This is a genomic window from Serratia sp. HRI (assembly GCF_010119335.3).
GTDB lineage: Bacteria > Pseudomonadota > Gammaproteobacteria > Enterobacterales > Enterobacteriaceae > Serratia > Serratia nevei.
Genome location: NZ_CP083690.1, coordinates 5,241,500 through 5,258,301 on the forward strand (window position 1 = coordinate 5,241,500; position 16,802 = coordinate 5,258,301).

The window sequence follows — 16,802 nt, forward strand, 5'->3', positions numbered from 1 at the left end:
ATAACAGGGAAGGTAATGATGAGTGAAAATACGGCTGAAACCCAGGCGGCAATAATATCGACCCCGAAGGCCGGCGGCAAAAAGGTCATATTCGCCGCCTCCTTCGGCAATGCGCTGGAGTTTTTCGATTTCGGTATTTATAACTTCTTCGTTATTTACATCAGCGTATTGTTCTTTCCGCCGTCCAGCGATCCGCATCTGGCGTTGCTGTTGGCGTTTGCCACGTTCGGCGTCAGCTTCTTCATGCGGCCGCTGGGCGGCATTCTGATTGGCGCCTATGCCGATCGTCATGGTCGCAAGCCGGCGATGATCCTGACGATTTCCTTGATGAGCCTGGGCACGGCGATGATCGGCTTTGCGCCGACCTACGCCAGCGCCGGCTATTGGGGAACCGTCACGCTGGTGGCGGCGCGCCTGATCCAGGGCGTGGCGGCGGGCGGCGAGGTGGGGGCATCGATGTCGTTGCTGGTGGAGTCGGCGCCGCCCAACCGGCGCGGCTTCTATTCCAGCTGGTCGCTGGCGACGCAGGGCATCGCCACCGTGGTTGGCGGCGTCACCGCGCTGGCGCTCAGCGCGGCCTTGCCGGTGCTTTCCGGTGAGCCGAACGCCATGGCCGAGTGGGGATGGCGCATTCCTTTCTTTATCGGCGTGGCGCTGGCGCCGCTCGGTTGCTGGCTGCGCCTCGGGTTGGAGAGCGATCGGCCGTCGGCGGCGCGGGCTCACGAGCCGCCTGCGCAGTTGCGCAAGCACTCGCGGGCGGTGGTGCTCGGCGTGATGTTGACCATCGGCGCCACCGTCGCCACTTACATCTCGATGTATTATCTCGGCACCTACGCGGTGAAATACCTGGGGATGGCGCAGGCTTACGGCTATGCCGCGATGCTGCTGGCGGGGCTCGTCACCTTCGGCGGCAGTCTGCTGGTCGGGCACTGGTGCGATCGTTACGGCCGTCTGCCGCTGATCCGCGGGTCGCGGATCGCGATTCTGATCGTGGCCCTGCCGGCATTTTGGTGGCTGAGCGCGGTACCGCATCCGGCGGTGCTGCTGCTGATTGTCGCGGTGCTGGTCGGGTTGACCACGCTCGGTTCGGTGCCGACCATGCTGATGATTTCGGAGCTGTTCCCGCAGCGCATTCGGGCGCTGGGGTTTGCCTTGGTCTACAGCCTCGGGGTGGCGATTTTCGGCGGCTTCGCTCAGTACATCGCTTCGCAGTCGATCGCGCTGAGCGGTTCGCTGCTGGCGCCCGCCGTCTATCTGATGCTGGCGACGCTGGCTTCGCTGGCGGTGCTGCCGCTGCTGCGTGAAACCGGCGGCGAGCCGCTGCGCTAGCCGAAAAAAAACGCCGGCGGTTTTCACCGTCGGCGCTTTGCGTTGCGGCCGTTTCAGACGGGCGTTCAGGCCGCCGGACGGGCGATCACGCTGCGGGTTTCCATGCGCACTTCGGCAATGGTGACCTGCAAGGTGTCGCTCTGGCGGTAAACCACTTCACCCTTGATCTGCACGGTGCCGGTTTCCTGGCTGCACTGCATCTCGTCGCGCACCGCGTGAATAAACGGTGCCGGGATGAAGGCAACGGCGCCGTTGTCCAGCAGGCGCACGCGCAGGCCGCCGCGGGTCACGTCGATGATCTCGGCGTTGAAGCGGGTATCGGTACCGGCCTTGTCCTGCAGGAAGCGGGCGTACAGCCAGTCGCCGACGTCGCGCTCCGCCATGCGGTTCAGGCGGCGGCGTTCCGCCAGCTGCACCGTGACGTCATCCTGCGGCTTTTCTGCCGGCTGCTGGTTGATGATCGCCTTCAGCAAGCGATGGTTGACCATATCGCCGTATTTACGGATCGGCGATGTCCAGGTGGCGTAAGCCTCCAGACCCAGACCGAAGTGTGGCCCCGGCGTGGTGCTGATCTCGGCGAAGGTCTGGAAGCGGCGGATGCGGCTGTCGAGGAACTGGGTCGGCTGCGCATCCAGGTGGCGGCGCAGTTCGCAGAAACCGTCGAGGGTCAGCAGCTTCTCGGCTTCGGCTTCCACACCGTTGGCCTGCAATACGGTGACCGCTTGCTCGACGAGAGCAGGATCGAAACCGGTGTGCACGTTGTACACGCCGAAGCCCAGGCGATCGCGCAGCACGACGGCGGCGCAGACGTTGGCGGCGATCATGCACTCTTCAACGATGCGGTTGGCGCTGCGGCGCTGCTCGGTAACGATCTCGAGTACGTCGCCTTTTTCACCCAGCACGAAGCGGTAGTCCGGGCGGTCTTTGAACACCAGCGCATGCCGGTGGCGCCAGGCGTTGCGCGCGTCGCAAACGCGCTTCAGCAGGGTGATTTGTTGCGCGATGGCATCGCTCGGCGGCTGCCAGCCGGCAATGCCTTCCAGCCAGTCGGAGACTTCGTCGTATACCAGCTTGGCTTTGGATTCGATCTCGGCGGCGAAGAACTGAATATCCTCGCCCAGCGCGCCGTCGGCGGCGATGGTTACGCGGCAAGCCAGCACCTGGCGGCGCTCGTTAGGGCGCAGCGAGCACAGGTTGTCCGACAGATCGCGCGGCAGCATCGGGATGTTGAAGCCCGGCAGGTAGTTGGTGAAGGCGCGCACGCGGGCGATATCGTCCAGCTTGCTGCCTTGCTCGACGTAGGCGGTCGGATCGGCGATGGCGATGGTCAACTGCAGCGAACCGTCGCCGTTGTCGGTCACATACAACGCATCGTCCATGTCTTCGGTGCTGGCGCTGTCGATGGTGACGAATTCGAGCGCGGTCAGGTCTTCACGCACCAGCGCAGCGGCCGGCTCGCTGAGAGCCTGCATTTCCGGCGCTTCTTTCTCCAGGTTGTGACGCGCCAGCGTCACCCACCACGGGGCGAAATGGTCTTCACCTTCGGTGATAAAGTGGGTCAGATCGGCGTTGAAGCTGCGATCGCCTTTCAGCGGGTGACGGCGCATTTCCGCCACCGCCCAGTCGCCGGCCTGGAAGTTGTGGGTCAATTCACGCACCGGGCGGCACGGAATCGCATCTTTCAGCAACGGATGATCGGGCACGATGGACAGACGGTCGTCGCGCTTTTGCACGCGGCCGACAAAGCGCGACAGGAACGGCTCGACCAGGGTTTCCGGCTCGGCGATTTCGCGCTCTTTCTCGGTGTGCAGGGTGGCGATAATGCGATCCCCGTGCATGACTTTCTTCATGTACGGCGGCGGAATGAAGTAACTTTTTTGACCGTCTACTTCAAGAAAGCCAAAGCCTTTCTCAGTCCCTTTCACTACGCCTTCAACGCGCGGGGTCTGAGAGTGAAGTTGCTGTTTAAGCTGCGCCAGCAGCGGGTTATCTTGAAACATATCGTCCAGTGAATGGGTTGTGAGTGGCAAGATTTGCGGCTGACAGTTTTACGCGAATCACCCGCTGCGAGCAAGCCTAACGTCACGGAACCCCGCGTTGCCACGCGATTTTGCGCAAGAATGGTCAATCGGAGTGCTGTCGATGGAAAACCCCGGCGTGAAGGCCGGGGTGAAGGGCGGGTGGCGATCAGTCCCGCAGCGGCGTCGGCTGCAGGATTTCAATCCAGTAATCATCCGGATCGCGAATGAACGCCACGTAGTTCATGCGGCCTTCATGCAGGCGCTTTTGGAAGGTGACGCCGAGGCGCTCAAACCGCTCGCAGGCGGCGCGCACGTCCGGCACCGTGACGCACAGGTGGCCAAAGCCGCGCGGCTCGCCGTTGCCGTTGTGGTAGTGGAAATCGGTCTGATTTTCGGTGCCGTGGTTATGGGTCAGTTCGAGAATGCCCGGCTGGCTCAGCGCCCAGCGTTTGCGCTCGTCGTCGTCCTGCGGGATCTGTTCACGCGGGCTGCGCGTCAGGTAGCAGATGGTAAAAGCGGCTTCTTCGAACGTTTCCAGATAGACCGGGGTAAAGCCCAGCACGCGGGTGTAGAAATCCAGCGCTTTGGTCAGATCCTTCACGCGGATCATGGTGTGGTTGAACACGTAACCGTCGGTTACCGCCTCCGGTTGGGCCGCCACGCCGGGCAGCGTCAGTAGATCATTCAGTGGCATCAGAGATCCTCCTCAGGGTGTCGGCAGACTGTAGGTGAAATCGATGCTAATCTAAAGTGATTGTTTTTAACTAAAACACTAACTAAAAGTGAATGATAGATGAAGCTGAGCCAGCTGAAGTTTTTCTGTACCGTGGTGGAGTGCAAAACCATCGCCGCCGCCGCGCGCGAGCTGCACTGCGTGCCTTCCAACGTCACGCTGCGGCTGCGCGAACTGGAGGAGTCGCTGGGCGGCGAGCTGTTTTTCCGCGACAAGAACCGGCTGTACGTCAATCCCAAAGGGCGACTGTTCTATCAGCAGGCGCGCGACATTGTGGCGCAGGCGGAGCGCAGCAAGCAGCTGTTCGCCGGCGAGCATCAGCATGGGCTGCTGAACCTCGGGGCGCTGGATTTCTCGCTGGTCAGCCATTTACCGGCGCGCATTGCCCGGCTGCGCCGTTTACAGCCTCATCTGCACATCAACGTGCTGAGCCGCGACTCGCTGGTGCTGGAACGTATGCTGATCGACAGCGATCTCGACCTGGCGATCACCGACGGCCCGATTGAACATCCGCTGCTGGCCAGCCAAAAGGCATTCGATGAACGGCTGGTATTGCTGATGCCGGCCGATGCCGGGGAACCCGACGCCGCCACGCTGGCGCCGCTGGAGTTTTACACGTTCAGCCGCGAATGTTCGTTTCGCCTGAAGGTGGATCACTGGCTGGCCTCGCGCGGGCTGAAACCGCGCATGACGCTGGAAATGGAATCTTATGCCGCGATGGCGGCCTGCGTACAGGCCGGTTGTGGTGTCGCCTGCGTCCCCGGTTCGTTGCTGCCGCTGATCATGCCGGCACCGGGGCTGAAGGTGGTGGAAATGGGCGAAGAGGGGCTGAGCGACCTGTACTTCGTCTGGCGACGGCATCAGCTGTCGGACGAGTTGCAGACCATCCTGGGGATATTGGCGCACCCGGCGTGAACCGGGCGCGCGTTTTCAGGCGATGCGCAGCGAAGGTTGCCGTTCGCTGCGGCGGATCGCCACCGGGATCGACTTCGAGGTCGGGGTACCGGTACCGTCGCCGAAGCTGGCCAGCGGCACCAGCGGGTTGGTTTCCGGGTAGTAGGCCGCCAGGTTGCCACGCGGAATGTCGTAACTCACCAGCTTGAACCCGTCCACTTTACGCACCACGCCGTCGTTCCACAGGGTTTCTATCTCTACCCGTTCGCCATCCTGCAGGCCCAGCGCCGCCAGATCCTCCGGATGGATGAACAACACTTCACGCTGACCGTAAACGCCGCGGTAGCGGTCATCCAGACCATAGATGGTGGTGTTGTACTGATCGTGCGAGCGCAGCGTTTGCAGGGTGAACGGCGCTTTTTCGCTGCCCAGCTGTGGGAACAGGGTGGTCGGCAGCGCGGCGGCGCTGAACTCAGCCTTGCCGCTCGGCGTGGCGAAGCGCAGTTCGGCGGCGGCATTGCCGAGGTAGAAACCACCGGGCTGGTCGCAGCGCCGGTTGAAATCTTCGAAGCCGGGAATGGTGGCGGCGATGTGATCGCGGATCAGCGAATAGTCGTCGGCCAATTCCAGCCAGTCCAGCTGCTGGGTGCCCAGCACCGCGTCGGCGATGCCGCAGACGATCGCCGTCTCCGAACGTTGGGTCTCCGCCAGCGGCTTGCCGATGCCTTCCGAGGCGTGGACCATGCTGAACGAATCCTCGACCGTAATGTACTGCGAGCCGCTGGCCTGCATGTCCAGCTCGGTGCGGCCGAGCGTTGGCAGGATCAGCGCATCTTTGCCGGTCACCAGGTGGCTGCGGTTAAGCTTGGTGCTGATATGCACCGTCAAATCGCAGTTGCGCAGGGCGCGGGCGGTGCGTTCGGTGTCCGGCGCCGCGGCGGCCAGGTTACCGCCCAGCGCGATCAGCACTTTCACTTCACCGCGCAGCATCGCTTCGATCGCTTCCACCGTGTTGTGGCCCAGCGCGCGATTGGCGGTGAAGTTAAAGTGGCGCTCCAGGCTGTCGAGCAGCGCCTTCGGCGACTTCTCGTCGATCCCCATGGTGCGGTTACCCTGGACGTTGCTGTGGCCGCGTACCGGGCACAGGCCGGCGCCCGGTTTGCCCAACTGCCCGAACAGCAGCTGCAGGTTGGTGATTTCACGTACCGTCGCAATAGAGTGTTTATGCTGAGTCACGCCCATCGCCCAGGTGCAGATCACCCGTTCGGCGCCCTGATAGGTGGCCGCCGCCTGGCGCAGCTGCGCTTCGCTCAGGCCCGACTGCGCGGTAATGGTCTGCCACTCGGTGGCGTCTACCTGCGCCAGGTAAGCCTCTACGCCGACGCTGTGCCGCTCGATAAACGCCAGGTCGAACAGGGCGGGCTCGCCGGCGGCCAGGCGCTGACGGTGGGTTTCCAGCAGGGCTTTCACCATGCCGCGCACCGCCGCCATATCGCCGCCCAGATTCGGCTGGTAATAGGAAGAGCTGATCGGCGAGGATTTTGGCGTCAGCATCTGTACCGGATCCTGCGGATCGGCGAACCTTTCCAGCCCGCGCTCGCGCAGGGTGTTGAAGCTGACGATACGCGCGCCGCGTCGGGCGGCGTTCTTCAGGCTGTGCAGCATGCGCGGGTGGTTGGTGCCTGGGTTTTGGCCAAACACGAAGATGGCGTCGGCCTTTTCGAAGTCATCGATGCGGATGGTGCCTTTGCCGACGCCGATGCTCTGCTTCAGCCCAACGCCGCTCGCCTCGTGGCACATATTGGAGCAGTCGGGGAAGTTGCTGGTGCCGAGCATGCGGCCGAACAGCTGGTAAAGGTACGACGCTTCGTTGCTGGCACGGCCCGAGGTATACAGCTCGATCTGGTTCGGGTTGTCCATGTCGTTGATGTGTTTGGCGATCAGCGCCAGCGCGTCCGGCCAATGGATAGGTTCATAGTGGTCGGTTTCGGCGTTGTAGCGCATCGGATGGGTGAGGCGACCCTGATACTCGAGGAAATAGTCGCTCTGCTGCTGCAGCGTGCTGACGCTGTGGGCGGCGAAAAACTCAGGCTCCACGGCGCTGCGCGTCGCTTCCCAACTGACCGCTTTGGCGCCGTTTTCGCAGAAGCTGAAGGTGCTGTGATTGTCGTCGCCCCAGGCGCAACCGGGGCAGTCGAAGCCGCGAGCCTTGTTGACGCGCATCAGGTTGCGCATGTTTTTTAGCGTTTGTTTACTGTCGAGGACAAAGCGGGTGGTGGCTTCAAGCGAACCCCAGCCGCCCGCCGGGCCGGTATAAGGCTTGATTGACGGTTTGAATTTCATGGTGACACTTCGCAGGTGGTTGTAGCTAAAAAGTAAACGCTTTTTTATGCGTCTTGCGTATTTATGTCACAAGTTTAGGGGCGCTACGGGGTGGCGTCTAATCGAATGGGACAATGGCGGCATAGAGCGCATCTATCGCCGGCGGGCGGTGCCGTAAACAAATGGTTGCATAAAGACACCCGCTGCAAAAGAGTAATGGTTTCGTCTGAAAGTGAATTCATGCAGTCTATCTCGCGGATTATATTGGCATTTTATTCAGCCTGCGGGCCTGAGGAACACAGCGTGAAGCGTTCAGTATCAGTGGTAATCGGCGGCATATTGCTGCCTTTAGCGGCGCAGGCGGCGGAAACGACGCCCAATTTTCCTACCATGACCCCGCCGGCGATAGACGCCGCCTCTTACGTTTTGATGGATTACACCACCGGCCAGGTGTTGGCTGCCGGCAATGCCGACGAACGGCGCAACCCGGCCAGCCTGACTAAACTCATGACCGGGTTGGTGATCGACCACGCGCTCGACCAGCACAAGATTGGCCTCGACGATGTCGTCACCGTGGGGAAAGACGCCTGGGCGCAGGGCAACCCGGTGTTCAAAGGATCTTCGTTGATGTTCCTGAAGCCAGGTGACAGGGTCACGGTACGCGATCTCAGCCGAGGTATCATCATCGATTCCGGCAACGACGCCTGCGTGGCGATGGCGGACTATGTGGCGGGCAGCCAGGCCAACTTCGTCAAGCTGATGAACGAGAAGAGCGCGCAGCTGGGCCTGCAGAACACCCATTTCGAAACGGTACACGGGCTGGATGCGCCGGGGCAGTTCACCACCGCCGGCGATCTGGCGGTGATTGCGCGCGCCATCATCATGAGTGAACCGGCGGAATACCATATGTACAGCGAGAAGTCGCTGACCTGGAATGGCATCACGCAGCAGAACCGCAACGGCCTACTGTGGGATAAGACGCTGCACGTCGATGGGCTGAAAACCGGGCACACCGCCTCGGCCGGCTTCAACATCATTGCCTCCGCTACCGAAGGGGATCGCCGCCTGATCGCCGTGGTGATGGGCGGCAAAAGCTCTAAAGGGCGTGAGGAGCAGGCGCGTAAGCTGTTGACTTGGGGGCTGCGTGACTTTGCCACCGTACACCTGTTCAGCGCCGGCCAAAGCCTGGGGGAAGAGCCGGTTTGGTACGGCGAGAGTCACCGGTTACCGGTCGGTAGCGCGCAAGAGCAGTCGCTCAGCCTGCCGAGAAGCGAGGCGGACAAGCTGAAGGCGCAGTACGTGATCAATACCGCACGGCTGGAAGCGCCAATTGGCAAAGGGCAGACCGTTGGCGAGATCCGCATCAGCGACAATGGCCAGGTGGTGAAAACCTTGCCGCTGGTGGCGCTGCAGGCGGTGCCGCAGGGCGGCGTGTTCTCGCGCCTGGTGGATTACGTGAAGCTGAAGCTCTGACTCGCCGGGCGGATGACGGTGCCCGGTGGTATACTGGTGCGAATGCCGATCATTGAGCCGCGCTATGGATATTAAACAACTGATTTATTTGTGTAATTTAGAACGAGAACGTCACTTCGGCCGGGCGGCGGAGGCCAGCTTCGTTAGCCAGCCGACGCTATCCATGCGATTGAAAAATCTGGAAAAAGAGCTGGGCGTTTCGCTGATTAACCGCGGAAACCATTTCGGCGGTTTTACCGCCGAAGGCGAGCGGGTGCTGGCGTGGGCCCGTGAGATCGTCTCGGTTTACCAGGGGCTGAAGCTGGAGGTGGAGTCGCTCAAGCACGGCTTGCACGGCACGCTGCGCCTTGGTGTGGTGCCGCAGTGCAGTATCTCGGTATCGGAAATGCTCAAGGCGGTCAGCGAGCGTTATCCGCATCTCGATTACCGGCTGGCGGTGCTGAGCGCCGATCAACTGCTGGAGGCGCTGACGGCGCATACCGTCGACATCGGCATCGGCTTTTTCGAGCTGTCGACCTTAAAGGAGTTGCATTTCCAATCGCAACCGCTGGTGGAAACCGGCGTCGAGCTGGTATTTCATCCACAACACTTCCCGAAGCTGGTGGGCGATACGCCGTTGCCGCTGGAGGCGGTTGCCGCTTTGCCGCTGTGCCTGGCCGAGCCGACGCGTTATTTCCGCCGCTATCTCGATCAACACTTCCGCGACGCCGGGTTGACGTTGCACACGCGGCTTGAGACTGCCTCGATCTTCCAACTGCTGGAGGGGATTTTCGTCGGCCTGGGCTGCGGGCTGTTTCCGCGCGGCCAGCTGCAATCGCCGCTGATGCCGGCGTTGCAGCGCCGTCCGGTGGCCATCGGCGCCATGCCGCGTCATGCGGCGGTGGTGGTCGATATGGCAGAGCGCGCCACGCCGTTGGCGCAAAAATTCTTCGACGCCGCCAGCGAGTGGCTGCGTCAGCAGAATGTCTAAAACGCGGCGTATCGCGGCCGGTAATCAGGCCGCGTAGCGGTCTTCAGTCGGCGGCGATGAAAGATTCGGCATCGCCCAGCGTTTGGCGCAGGCGATTTTCCCAGGCGTAGAGCGCGGTGGTGAGGATCACTTCCAGCGCCTGTGCCTGATTCAGGCCGCTGTTGAACAAGGGTTGCACGCTCTGCGGGGTGAATTTCTCCGGTGCGCGCGTCAGCTCGGCGGCGGTGTGGATCACCGCGCGTTTGACCGTGTCCTCGGTAAACGCCAATCCCTGAGGCAGCCCGGCGAACAGCGCCTGCGCCAGTCCGTCATCCTGTAGCTCTTGTGCCACCGTAGCCGCGCAGTAGCGGCTGCCGTTGATGCGCGAGACCGCCAGCGTCGCCAGCGCTTTCAATCGGCTCGACAACCCGTACCCTTCGGCATTGATGCCGTTAAACACGCCGTTGCGCTCACGCAGTGCGGCGGCATCATGCGCCAGCAGCAGGTAATAAGATTCGGCGCGCGCCTGCGGGTGGCTTTGATCCAGCACGTCAAGCTGTTCGGCGGCGGCGGCTTCCGTGTCGATTGGCGGCAGGCGCGCAGTCCAGCTTAACTCTTCGGTGCTGAAGGTGACGCCATCGGCGTCTTCGACATTCGGGAAGCCGGGCACCACTACCGCCGGTCGGCCGGCCAACGCCGCTATGCCCGCCACCACGCGCGCTTGGTAGCTGACAAAACCGATGATTTGCGAAAAGGTGACGATATCCGCCGGGCTTAGCCCGACGTCGCCAAGCTGCTGCAGCGCTCTGCGGCAAATCAGCGTGGGCTGGCTGGCGAGCTGGCGGGCGTATTGGGTGATCTGGGCGAGGCGGATATTGCTTTCACGGGAGGCGTCCGGGCTGTGCAGCGGGGCGAGGCGGGCGGCGTAGTGGCTACAGAGCGACTGCACGCCGGTCACCTGAGCGACGGTCAGCGCGGTACTGAGGCGATCATATGGTGACAGTGTCACGTATCGTGATAGCGACACCTGGTCGGGAAACAGGGCGTGGTAACCGGCCAGCGAGGCGTTGAATACCCCGGCGCGGGCGCCGAGCGCAGCGTTTAACGCTTCATCGGCGAAGGCGCCCAGCCCCAGCAGAAAACGATCGCGCAGGGTAGCCGCCTGCGGCTCCAGCGGCGCATCGCCCCGCACGCTGCTTTGGGTTTCGTGATACCACTGGGCATTATGTTGTCGACGGAGTCGTTCCATAGGGTCAATCCTTAATCATGAGCAACAGCCACCGGTGCGTGCGGCAGCGGCGGCTGGACAAAGAGTCAACATGCCCGCAGGCGGGGCGAAGGCGGATTTAGCGCAGCTCATCGCAGCACAGCGCGTGGCCGTAAACAGAGAAACCGGCGGCCAGCGTGAGCAGAAACTGCGTGAGGCGGCGATGGCGAAGGCTGTTCATCAGTGCGATATCCTGTCGTATGAGAGGCTCAACGTAGGGGATATCCTCACCGATCGCCCTGGCGAGATAAAATAATGTTACGGACTAATCAATAACTGAAAGGAATAAAATATAAGGATATATAACAAGAATGTAATTTGTATGTGCGCTTTCTTGCTAAACGGCAGGCGTGTACGGCAATAAAAAACCCGCCGCAGCGGGTTTGTTGCAGGCCAGGACGTGGCTCAAAAACGACCGCCGTCGCGTCGCCAGGCGTCGGCGGTCAGCGCCTCGCCGAAGTGGCTGGCGATAAGGCGCTTGGTCAATTCGTGCAGCGGCGCCGCCAATACCTCGGCGGTGCTGCCGCGCTCGACGATTTCCCCTTCGTGCATCACCAGCACCTGGTCGCTGATATGCTTCATCATGCCGAGGTGCTGGGTGACATAGATATAGGAAATACCGTGTTTTTCCTGCAGCTCCAGCATCAGGTTGATGATTTGCGAGCGCATCGACATGTCCAGCGAGGCCAGCGCCTCATCGGCGACGATCACCTTCGGCTGCAGGATCAGCGCACGCGCCAGCGCGACGCGCTGTTTTTGCCCGGAAGCCAGCATGTGCGGATAGTAGTAAGCGTGATCCGGCAGCATGCCGACCTGGCGCAGCGTTTGGTTGATGCGCTGCTCGCGCTCGGCGGGTTCCAGACTGGTATTCAGCCGCAGCGGCGCGTCCAGCAGCTGGCCGATGCGCTGGCGCGGATTGAGCGAGGTGCTCGGATCCTGAAAAATCATGCGAATGCGCTGGCTGCGATAGCGATAATCGCCGAATTCCAGCGGATGATCGTCGATCAGCAGTTCGCCGGCGGTCGGTTCCACCATGCCGGAGAGCATCTTCGCCAGCGTGGATTTGCCGGAGCCGTTCTCGCCGATCACCGCCAGCGTCTGGCCTTCGCGCAGGGTAAAGCTGACCGATTTCACCGCCTCGACGTGCTGGCGGCGGAACAGCCCGGTGCGGTAGCGGTAGGTTTTGCTCAGGTTGCGCACTTCCAACAGCGTTTCCATGTTATTGCTCCTCCATGTTCAGCGGGAAGTGGCAGGCAAAGAAGTGGTTTTTGACCGGGCGCAGGCGCGGCGTTTCGATGCACTTCTTCTGCGCGTAAGGGCAGCGCGGCCCCAGACGGCAGCCGATCGGCAGGTGTTCCAGCGAAGGAATGGCGCCCGGCAGCGTGTTCAACCGGCTCTTGTGCGGCAGCGAGCGGCCGAAGTCCGGCATGGCGCGGATCAGCGCCTGGGTGTAAGGGTGGTGCGGCGCCGCCAGCAGCTCTTCACACTGGGCGCTTTCCACCGTTTGCCCGCAGTACAGCACGTTCACCCGGTCGGCCCACTTGCTCATCATCTGCAAATCGTGGCTGATCAGCAAAATGGTGGTGTTGTTGTTCTGGTTGAGGCGCGCCAACAGGCGGAAAATCTGCGCCTGGGTGGTTGGCTCCATGGCGTTGGTCGGCTCATCGGCGATCAGCAGACGCGGCTGGTTGGCCAGCGCGATGGCGATCATCACTTTCTGGCACTCGCCTTCGGTCAGCTCGTACGGGAAGCTGCCCATGATGTCGTCGTGATCCTTGATGCCGACGCGGTGCAGCAGTTCGATGGCGCGGCGTTTGCGCCAGTTGAAGCGCTGCCACCAGCGGCCCTTGTAGGTCCAGCCAGGAATGGCCTGCGCCAGCTGGCGGCCGATGCTCTCGGAAGGATCCAGACAGGACTGCGGCTCCTGAAAAATCATCGAGACGTTGTGGCCCACCAGCCTGCGCCGCTCGCGCGGGCTCAGCTGCAGCAGATCGATGTCGTCGAAGCGGAAACGGTCGGCGGTGACGCGCCAGTTGTCTTTGGTTACGCCGCAGATGGCTTTGGCGATCAGGCTCTTGCCGGAGCCCGATTCGCCCACCAGGCCGCGCACCTCGCCCTCGGTCAGCGTCATGCTGACGCGATCGACCGCCTTGACCGGCCCTTCGGCGGTCATAAATTCAATCGTTAGATTGCGGATATCGAGTAACGGCATTATTCCACCCCGGCATTGATTGCGCGGCGCATACCGTCGCCTAACAGGTTAACCAGCAGCACGCTGACGAGGATGGCCGCGCCGGGCAGCATCACCGTCCAGGGCGCGACGTACACCAGCTCGAGCGAATCGCCGAGCATCGCTCCCCATTCCGGCGAAGGCAGCTGCGCGCCGAGATCGAGGAAGCCGAGCGCGGCGATATCCAAAATGGCCATCGACAGCGCGCGGGTGAACTCGGTCACCAGCACCGCCGCAATGTTCGGCATCACTGCGTACCACAGGATCTGCAGCGTGGAAGCGCCGTCGAGCCGCGCCGCCACCACGTATTCTTTCTCCAGCTCGTCGTGCACCGCGCTGTAGATGGTGCGCACCATGCGCGGCAGCAAGGCGAGCCATACCGCCAGCATGGCGTGTTCAAGTTTGGGGCCGATAAACGCCACCACCACGATCGCCAGCAGCAGCGAGGGAATGGACAGCAGGGTATCGAGAATATGGTTAAGGACCGCCGAGCGCAGCCCGTGAGTGACGCCGGCGAATACGCCGAGGATCACCCCGCAGAACGCCGCGGCCAGCGTCACCGCCAGCGCCGAGCCGAAGGTGGCGGCAGTGCCGGTCAGCAGCCGGCTGAGGATGTCGCGCCCGAGATCGTCGGTGCCGAGAAAGAACGACACGTTGCCGTAGCGCGACCAGGAAGGCGGCAGCAGCTGATAGCCGAGGAACTGCTGATCCAGCGCGTAGGGCGCCAGCAGGCTACCGAACAGCGACAGCAGCAGCAGGGCGATCACGCCGTAAAAACCGATCATCGCCAGCGCGTCGCCGTAGAAAATCCGCCAGGTGTAGCGCAGCGGGCTCGGCATCTTTTTCTCGCGGTATACGTTATCGAAGGGCATACCATTCCTTATGTTTCAGCGGGTTGGTTGCCGCACCCAGAATGTCGGCCAGGACGTTAATGGTGATCACCAGCGTGCCGACCACCATGACGCCGGCGGAGATCGCCGCATAGTCCTGCTGGCGAATAGCGTTGATCAGCCACCGGCCGAGGCCCGGCCAGCTGAACACCACTTCGGTGATCATCGCCAGCGTGAGCATGGTGGAGAACTGCAGCCCCAGCTTGGGCACGATCGGCGGCAGCGCATTGTGCAACACGTGGCGGCGAATGATGGTGAAGCGCGACAGGCCGCGGGTGGCGGCGGCCTTGATGTAGTTTTGGCTCAGCACGTCGTCGGTGCTGATGCGCATCAGGCGCACCACTTCGGTGGTGGGAGCCACCGCCAGCGCGGCGATCGGTAGGATCATGTGGCGCAGGGCGCTGCCGATCATCTCGGCGCGGTACGGCGAGTCCGACAGCCAGGCGTCGATCAGCGCGAAACCGGTGATCGGCTTCACCTGATACAGCAGGTCGAAACGGCCGGAGACCGGCAGCCAACCCAAGTGCAGTGAGAAGAACAGCATCAGCAGCAGCGCCAGCCAGAACACCGGCATCGAAAAGCCGAGCAGCGCGAAGGTGCTGATGGCGGTGTCCTGCCATTTGCCGCGCAGCACGCCGGCGATGATGCCCAGCGGAATGCCGATAAACAGCGCCAGGGCGAAGGCCAGCAGGCACAGTTCCATGGTAGCCGGGAACACTTCGCGCAGCTGTTCGCTGATCGCCTGGCCGTTGATGCTGGAAACGCCGAAGTCCCAGTGCAGCAGGCTGACGAAGTAGAACTGATAGGCGTCCAGCAGGGCGGCGCCGTTCAGCGGCGCGCGCGGCGTGAAATAGCTCAGGCTGAAGCTGACCAGCGTCAGAAAGAACAGCGTGATCAGCAGCAGCAGAATGCGGCGCAGGGTAAAGATAATCACTTTTTCACCTCCGGCGCGGATTCACGGTACACCCCGGCGAACGAGGCGTTGCCGAACGGGCTCAGCACCAATCCCTTGATGTCGTAGCGGTAGGCCTGCAGCCGCAGGGAAGAGGCCAGCGGCAGCACCGGCAGTTGCTGCTCGAGGATCTTCTGCGCCTTGCGGTAGTTGTCGATACGCTGAGACAGCTGCTGCGACAACAGCGCGTTCTGCAACACCTCGTCGAAGCCCGGGTCACACCAGTGAGCATAGTTGGTTTGCGAACGGATTGCCGCGCAGCTCAGCAGCGGCCGGAAGAAGCTGTCCGGGTCGTTGCTGTCGGTGGCCCAGCCGGTCAGGGTCAGATCGTGGTTCATCTCCATCAGGCGCGCCTCCTGAAAGCGCCCCTCTACCGGCACGATGGTGACGTTGATGCCCACCTGGCCGAGATCGGCCTGGATCAGCTCGGCGGTTTTCAGCGGGCTCGGGTTGTAAGACTGCGAGGCGGTCGGCACCCACAGCTTCAGGTTCAGCTGGCCGACGCCGGCCTGCCGCAGCATCTCGCGCGATTTGGCCGGATCGTACTCGGTGACGTGCGCGTCGTTGTCATAGGCCCAGGAGGCGCGCGGCAGGATCGAGGCAGCGGTTTCCGCCGTGCCGTAGTAGATCGACTGCATCAACCGCTGGTTGTTGATCGCCAGCGAGATCGCCTGGCGCACGTTGAGGTTGTCGAGTGGCGGTTTGCGGGTGTTGAACGCCAGGTAGGCGATGTTCATCCCCGGGCGCAGCGTCAGGCGCAGGCGCGGATCGTCGCGCAGGATAGACAGCTGGCTGGCCGCCGGATAGGCCAGCACGTCGCATTCGCCGGTCAGCAGCTTGGAGAGGCGGCCGGTACCGCCGGCGCCCAGATCGATCACCACCTGCGGCATGCGCGGCAGCCCTTTCCAGTAGGCGGCGTTGCGCGCCAGGCGAATATATTGCCCCGAGCGGTATTCGTTGAGCAGGAACGGGCCGCTGCCGACCGGCTCGCGGTCGATCAGCTCCTGATGGCCCTCACGCGTCAGCAGATCGGCGTACTCGGCGGACAGCACCGGCGCATAGTGGGTCGCCAGGTGCCACAGGAAAGAGGCGTCCGGCGACTGCAGGCGAATCTCCACCGTATAGTCGTCGAGCTTTCTCACGCTCTGCACCGAATCGCCGAACTGCAGGCTGTCGAAATAGGGGTATTCGCCGCCGTTCACGTCGTGATAAGGGTGTTTCTGATCGAATACGCGGGCGAAGCTGAATACCACGTCGTCGGCGTTCATCTTGCGGGTAGGCGTGAACCAGGCGGTGGTCTGGAACGGCACGTCCTTGCGCAGATGGAAGCGGTAGGTGGCGCCGTTGTCCAGCACCTCCCAGCTTTGCGCCAGCTCGGGGATCAGCCGGTAGGTGTAGGGATCGACGTCCAGCAGGCGATCGTACAGCTGGGCGGCCAGGGTATCCACCGTCAGGCCGCTGCTGGCCATTTGCGGGTTAAAGGTATTCAGTATGCCGCTGACGCAATAGACAAAGCCGCTCTGGCGAATGTCCGGCAGCGGCGCCGCGGCGGGCGCGGGCGGTGTTGTCGCGGCCAGGGCAGAGCCCGTCAGGCACAACGACAGTATCCAAAAGGGTAAACCACGCATAGAGGCTCATGGGTTAATCAGCAATAGCGTTAGTGTATCGCACTCTGACCGGCAGCCCAATCCATTGAGCAAAATCGCTGAGTTTTCTGCGACTTGATTAATCATCCCGTTCAG

The 16,802-nt window shown here is 62.3% G+C and carries 14 protein-coding genes; 5 read left to right on the forward strand and 9 right to left on the reverse strand.

The features are described 5' to 3' along the window. Positions 1-18: 18 nt before the first annotated feature. Positions 19-1,329, forward strand: a complete 1,311-nt coding sequence (locus GF111_RS25100; protein WP_055313734.1) for an MFS transporter — start codon at positions 19-21, stop codon at positions 1,327-1,329. A gap of 65 nt (positions 1,330-1,394) precedes the next feature. On the opposite strand, the gene GF111_RS25105 is transcribed toward GF111_RS25100, so the two are convergent. Continuing rightward, on the reverse strand, positions 1,395-3,329 hold the full coding sequence (locus GF111_RS25105) for an exoribonuclease II (protein WP_047730581.1): 1,935 nt from the start codon (positions 3,327-3,329) through the stop codon (positions 1,395-1,397). Positions 3,330-3,516: 187 nt separating this feature from the next. Then, positions 3,517-4,044 (reverse strand): lactoylglutathione lyase, encoded by a 528-nt coding sequence (gene gloA, locus GF111_RS25110; protein ID WP_047730582.1) that lies wholly within the window; start codon positions 4,042-4,044, stop codon positions 3,517-3,519. 99 nt (positions 4,045-4,143) lie between these two features. Here gloA and GF111_RS25115 point away from each other — a divergent pair, with 99 nt between their 5' ends. Continuing rightward, positions 4,144-4,998, forward strand: a complete 855-nt coding sequence (locus GF111_RS25115) for a LysR family transcriptional regulator (RefSeq protein WP_038880407.1) — start codon at positions 4,144-4,146, stop codon at positions 4,996-4,998. 15 nt (positions 4,999-5,013) lie between these two features. Here the strand turns inward: GF111_RS25115 and GF111_RS25120 are convergent, their stop codons facing one another. Further along, positions 5,014-7,320 carry an FdhF/YdeP family oxidoreductase gene (locus GF111_RS25120; RefSeq protein WP_038880397.1) on the reverse strand — a complete coding sequence of 769 codons (2,307 nt, stop codon included), beginning with the start codon at positions 7,318-7,320 and terminating at the stop codon, positions 5,014-5,016. A 282-nt stretch (positions 7,321-7,602) separates the two neighbouring features. Between GF111_RS25120 and dacD the strand changes: the two genes are divergently transcribed. Both dacD and GF111_RS25130 read left to right on the forward strand, forming a co-directional pair. Next, positions 7,603-8,772: a serine-type D-Ala-D-Ala carboxypeptidase DacD gene (dacD, locus tag GF111_RS25125; RefSeq protein WP_102779504.1), complete on the forward strand. Its 1,170-nt coding sequence runs from the start codon at positions 7,603-7,605 to the stop codon at positions 8,770-8,772. A gap of 64 nt (positions 8,773-8,836) precedes the next feature. Further along, complete coding sequence (locus GF111_RS25130) at positions 8,837-9,742, forward strand: LysR family transcriptional regulator (protein WP_025303008.1); 906 nt, start codon at positions 8,837-8,839, stop codon at positions 9,740-9,742. Between the two features lie 43 nt (positions 9,743-9,785). Here GF111_RS25130 and GF111_RS25135 read toward each other — a convergent pair whose 3' ends face one another. Next, positions 9,786-10,970, reverse strand: coding sequence for a carboxymuconolactone decarboxylase family protein (locus GF111_RS25135; protein WP_038880391.1), 1,185 nt, complete (start codon positions 10,968-10,970; stop codon positions 9,786-9,788). Positions 10,971-11,040: 70 nt separating this feature from the next. Here GF111_RS25135 and GF111_RS25140 point away from each other — a divergent pair, with 70 nt between their 5' ends. Continuing rightward, complete coding sequence (locus GF111_RS25140; RefSeq protein WP_223294918.1) at positions 11,041-11,244, forward strand: hypothetical protein; 204 nt, start codon at positions 11,041-11,043, stop codon at positions 11,242-11,244. A 149-nt stretch (positions 11,245-11,393) separates the two neighbouring features. On the opposite strand, the gene sapF is transcribed toward GF111_RS25140, so the two are convergent. From sapF to sapA, 5 genes are read right to left on the reverse strand one after another with little or no spacing between them, the layout of a single operon-like run. Next, positions 11,394-12,206, reverse strand: coding sequence for a putrescine export ABC transporter ATP-binding protein SapF (gene sapF / locus GF111_RS25145; RefSeq protein ID WP_033648455.1), 813 nt, complete (start codon positions 12,204-12,206; stop codon positions 11,394-11,396). A 1-nt stretch (position 12,207) separates the two neighbouring features. After that, the gene (gene sapD, locus GF111_RS25150) at positions 12,208-13,200 is read right to left on the reverse strand and encodes a putrescine export ABC transporter ATP-binding protein SapD (RefSeq protein ID WP_019452674.1); all 993 of its coding nucleotides are present in this window, start codon (positions 13,198-13,200) and stop codon (positions 12,208-12,210) included. Beyond that, a complete protein-coding gene (gene sapC, locus GF111_RS25155) occupies positions 13,200-14,090 on the reverse strand; it encodes a putrescine export ABC transporter permease SapC (RefSeq protein WP_004930580.1) in 891 nt (296 codons plus the stop codon). The genes sapD and sapC overlap by 1 nt, the downstream gene beginning before the upstream one ends. Beyond that, complete coding sequence (sapB, locus tag GF111_RS25160) at positions 14,077-15,042, reverse strand: putrescine export ABC transporter permease SapB (RefSeq protein WP_004930575.1); 966 nt, start codon at positions 15,040-15,042, stop codon at positions 14,077-14,079. Before sapB ends, sapC begins: the two co-directional genes overlap by 14 nt. Next, positions 15,039-16,688, reverse strand: coding sequence for an ABC transporter substrate-binding protein SapA (gene sapA / locus GF111_RS25165; protein ID WP_055316972.1), 1,650 nt, complete (start codon positions 16,686-16,688; stop codon positions 15,039-15,041). The genes sapB and sapA overlap by 4 nt, the downstream gene beginning before the upstream one ends. Positions 16,689-16,802 lie beyond the last annotated feature (114 nt).

What these genes read in the sequence shown, in the direction of transcription:
- GF111_RS25100 (WP_055313734.1), top strand. Translation starts at nt 19, where the DNA reads ATGAGTGAAAATACGGCTGAAACCCAGGCGGCAATAATATCGACCCCG.
- GF111_RS25105 (WP_047730581.1), bottom strand. Translation starts at nt 3,329, where the DNA reads ATGTTTCAAGATAACCCGCTGCTGGCGCAGCTTAAACAGCAACTTCAC.
- gloA (WP_047730582.1), bottom strand. Translation starts at nt 4,044, where the DNA reads ATGCCACTGAATGATCTACTGACGCTGCCCGGCGTGGCGGCCCAACCG.
- GF111_RS25115 (WP_038880407.1), top strand. Translation starts at nt 4,144, where the DNA reads ATGAAGCTGAGCCAGCTGAAGTTTTTCTGTACCGTGGTGGAGTGCAAA.
- GF111_RS25120 (WP_038880397.1), bottom strand. Translation starts at nt 7,320, where the DNA reads ATGAAATTCAAACCGTCAATCAAGCCTTATACCGGCCCGGCGGGCGGC.
- GF111_RS25130 (WP_025303008.1), top strand. Translation starts at nt 8,837, where the DNA reads ATGGATATTAAACAACTGATTTATTTGTGTAATTTAGAACGAGAACGT.
- GF111_RS25135 (WP_038880391.1), bottom strand. Translation starts at nt 10,970, where the DNA reads ATGGAACGACTCCGTCGACAACATAATGCCCAGTGGTATCACGAAACC.
- GF111_RS25140 (WP_223294918.1), top strand. Translation starts at nt 11,041, where the DNA reads ATGCCCGCAGGCGGGGCGAAGGCGGATTTAGCGCAGCTCATCGCAGCA.
- sapF (WP_033648455.1), bottom strand. Translation starts at nt 12,206, where the DNA reads ATGGAAACGCTGTTGGAAGTGCGCAACCTGAGCAAAACCTACCGCTAC.
- sapD (WP_019452674.1), bottom strand. Translation starts at nt 13,200, where the DNA reads ATGCCGTTACTCGATATCCGCAATCTAACGATTGAATTTATGACCGCC.
- sapC (WP_004930580.1), bottom strand. Translation starts at nt 14,090, where the DNA reads ATGCCCTTCGATAACGTATACCGCGAGAAAAAGATGCCGAGCCCGCTG.
- sapA (WP_055316972.1), bottom strand. Translation starts at nt 16,688, where the DNA reads ATGCGTGGTTTACCCTTTTGGATACTGTCGTTGTGCCTGACGGGCTCT.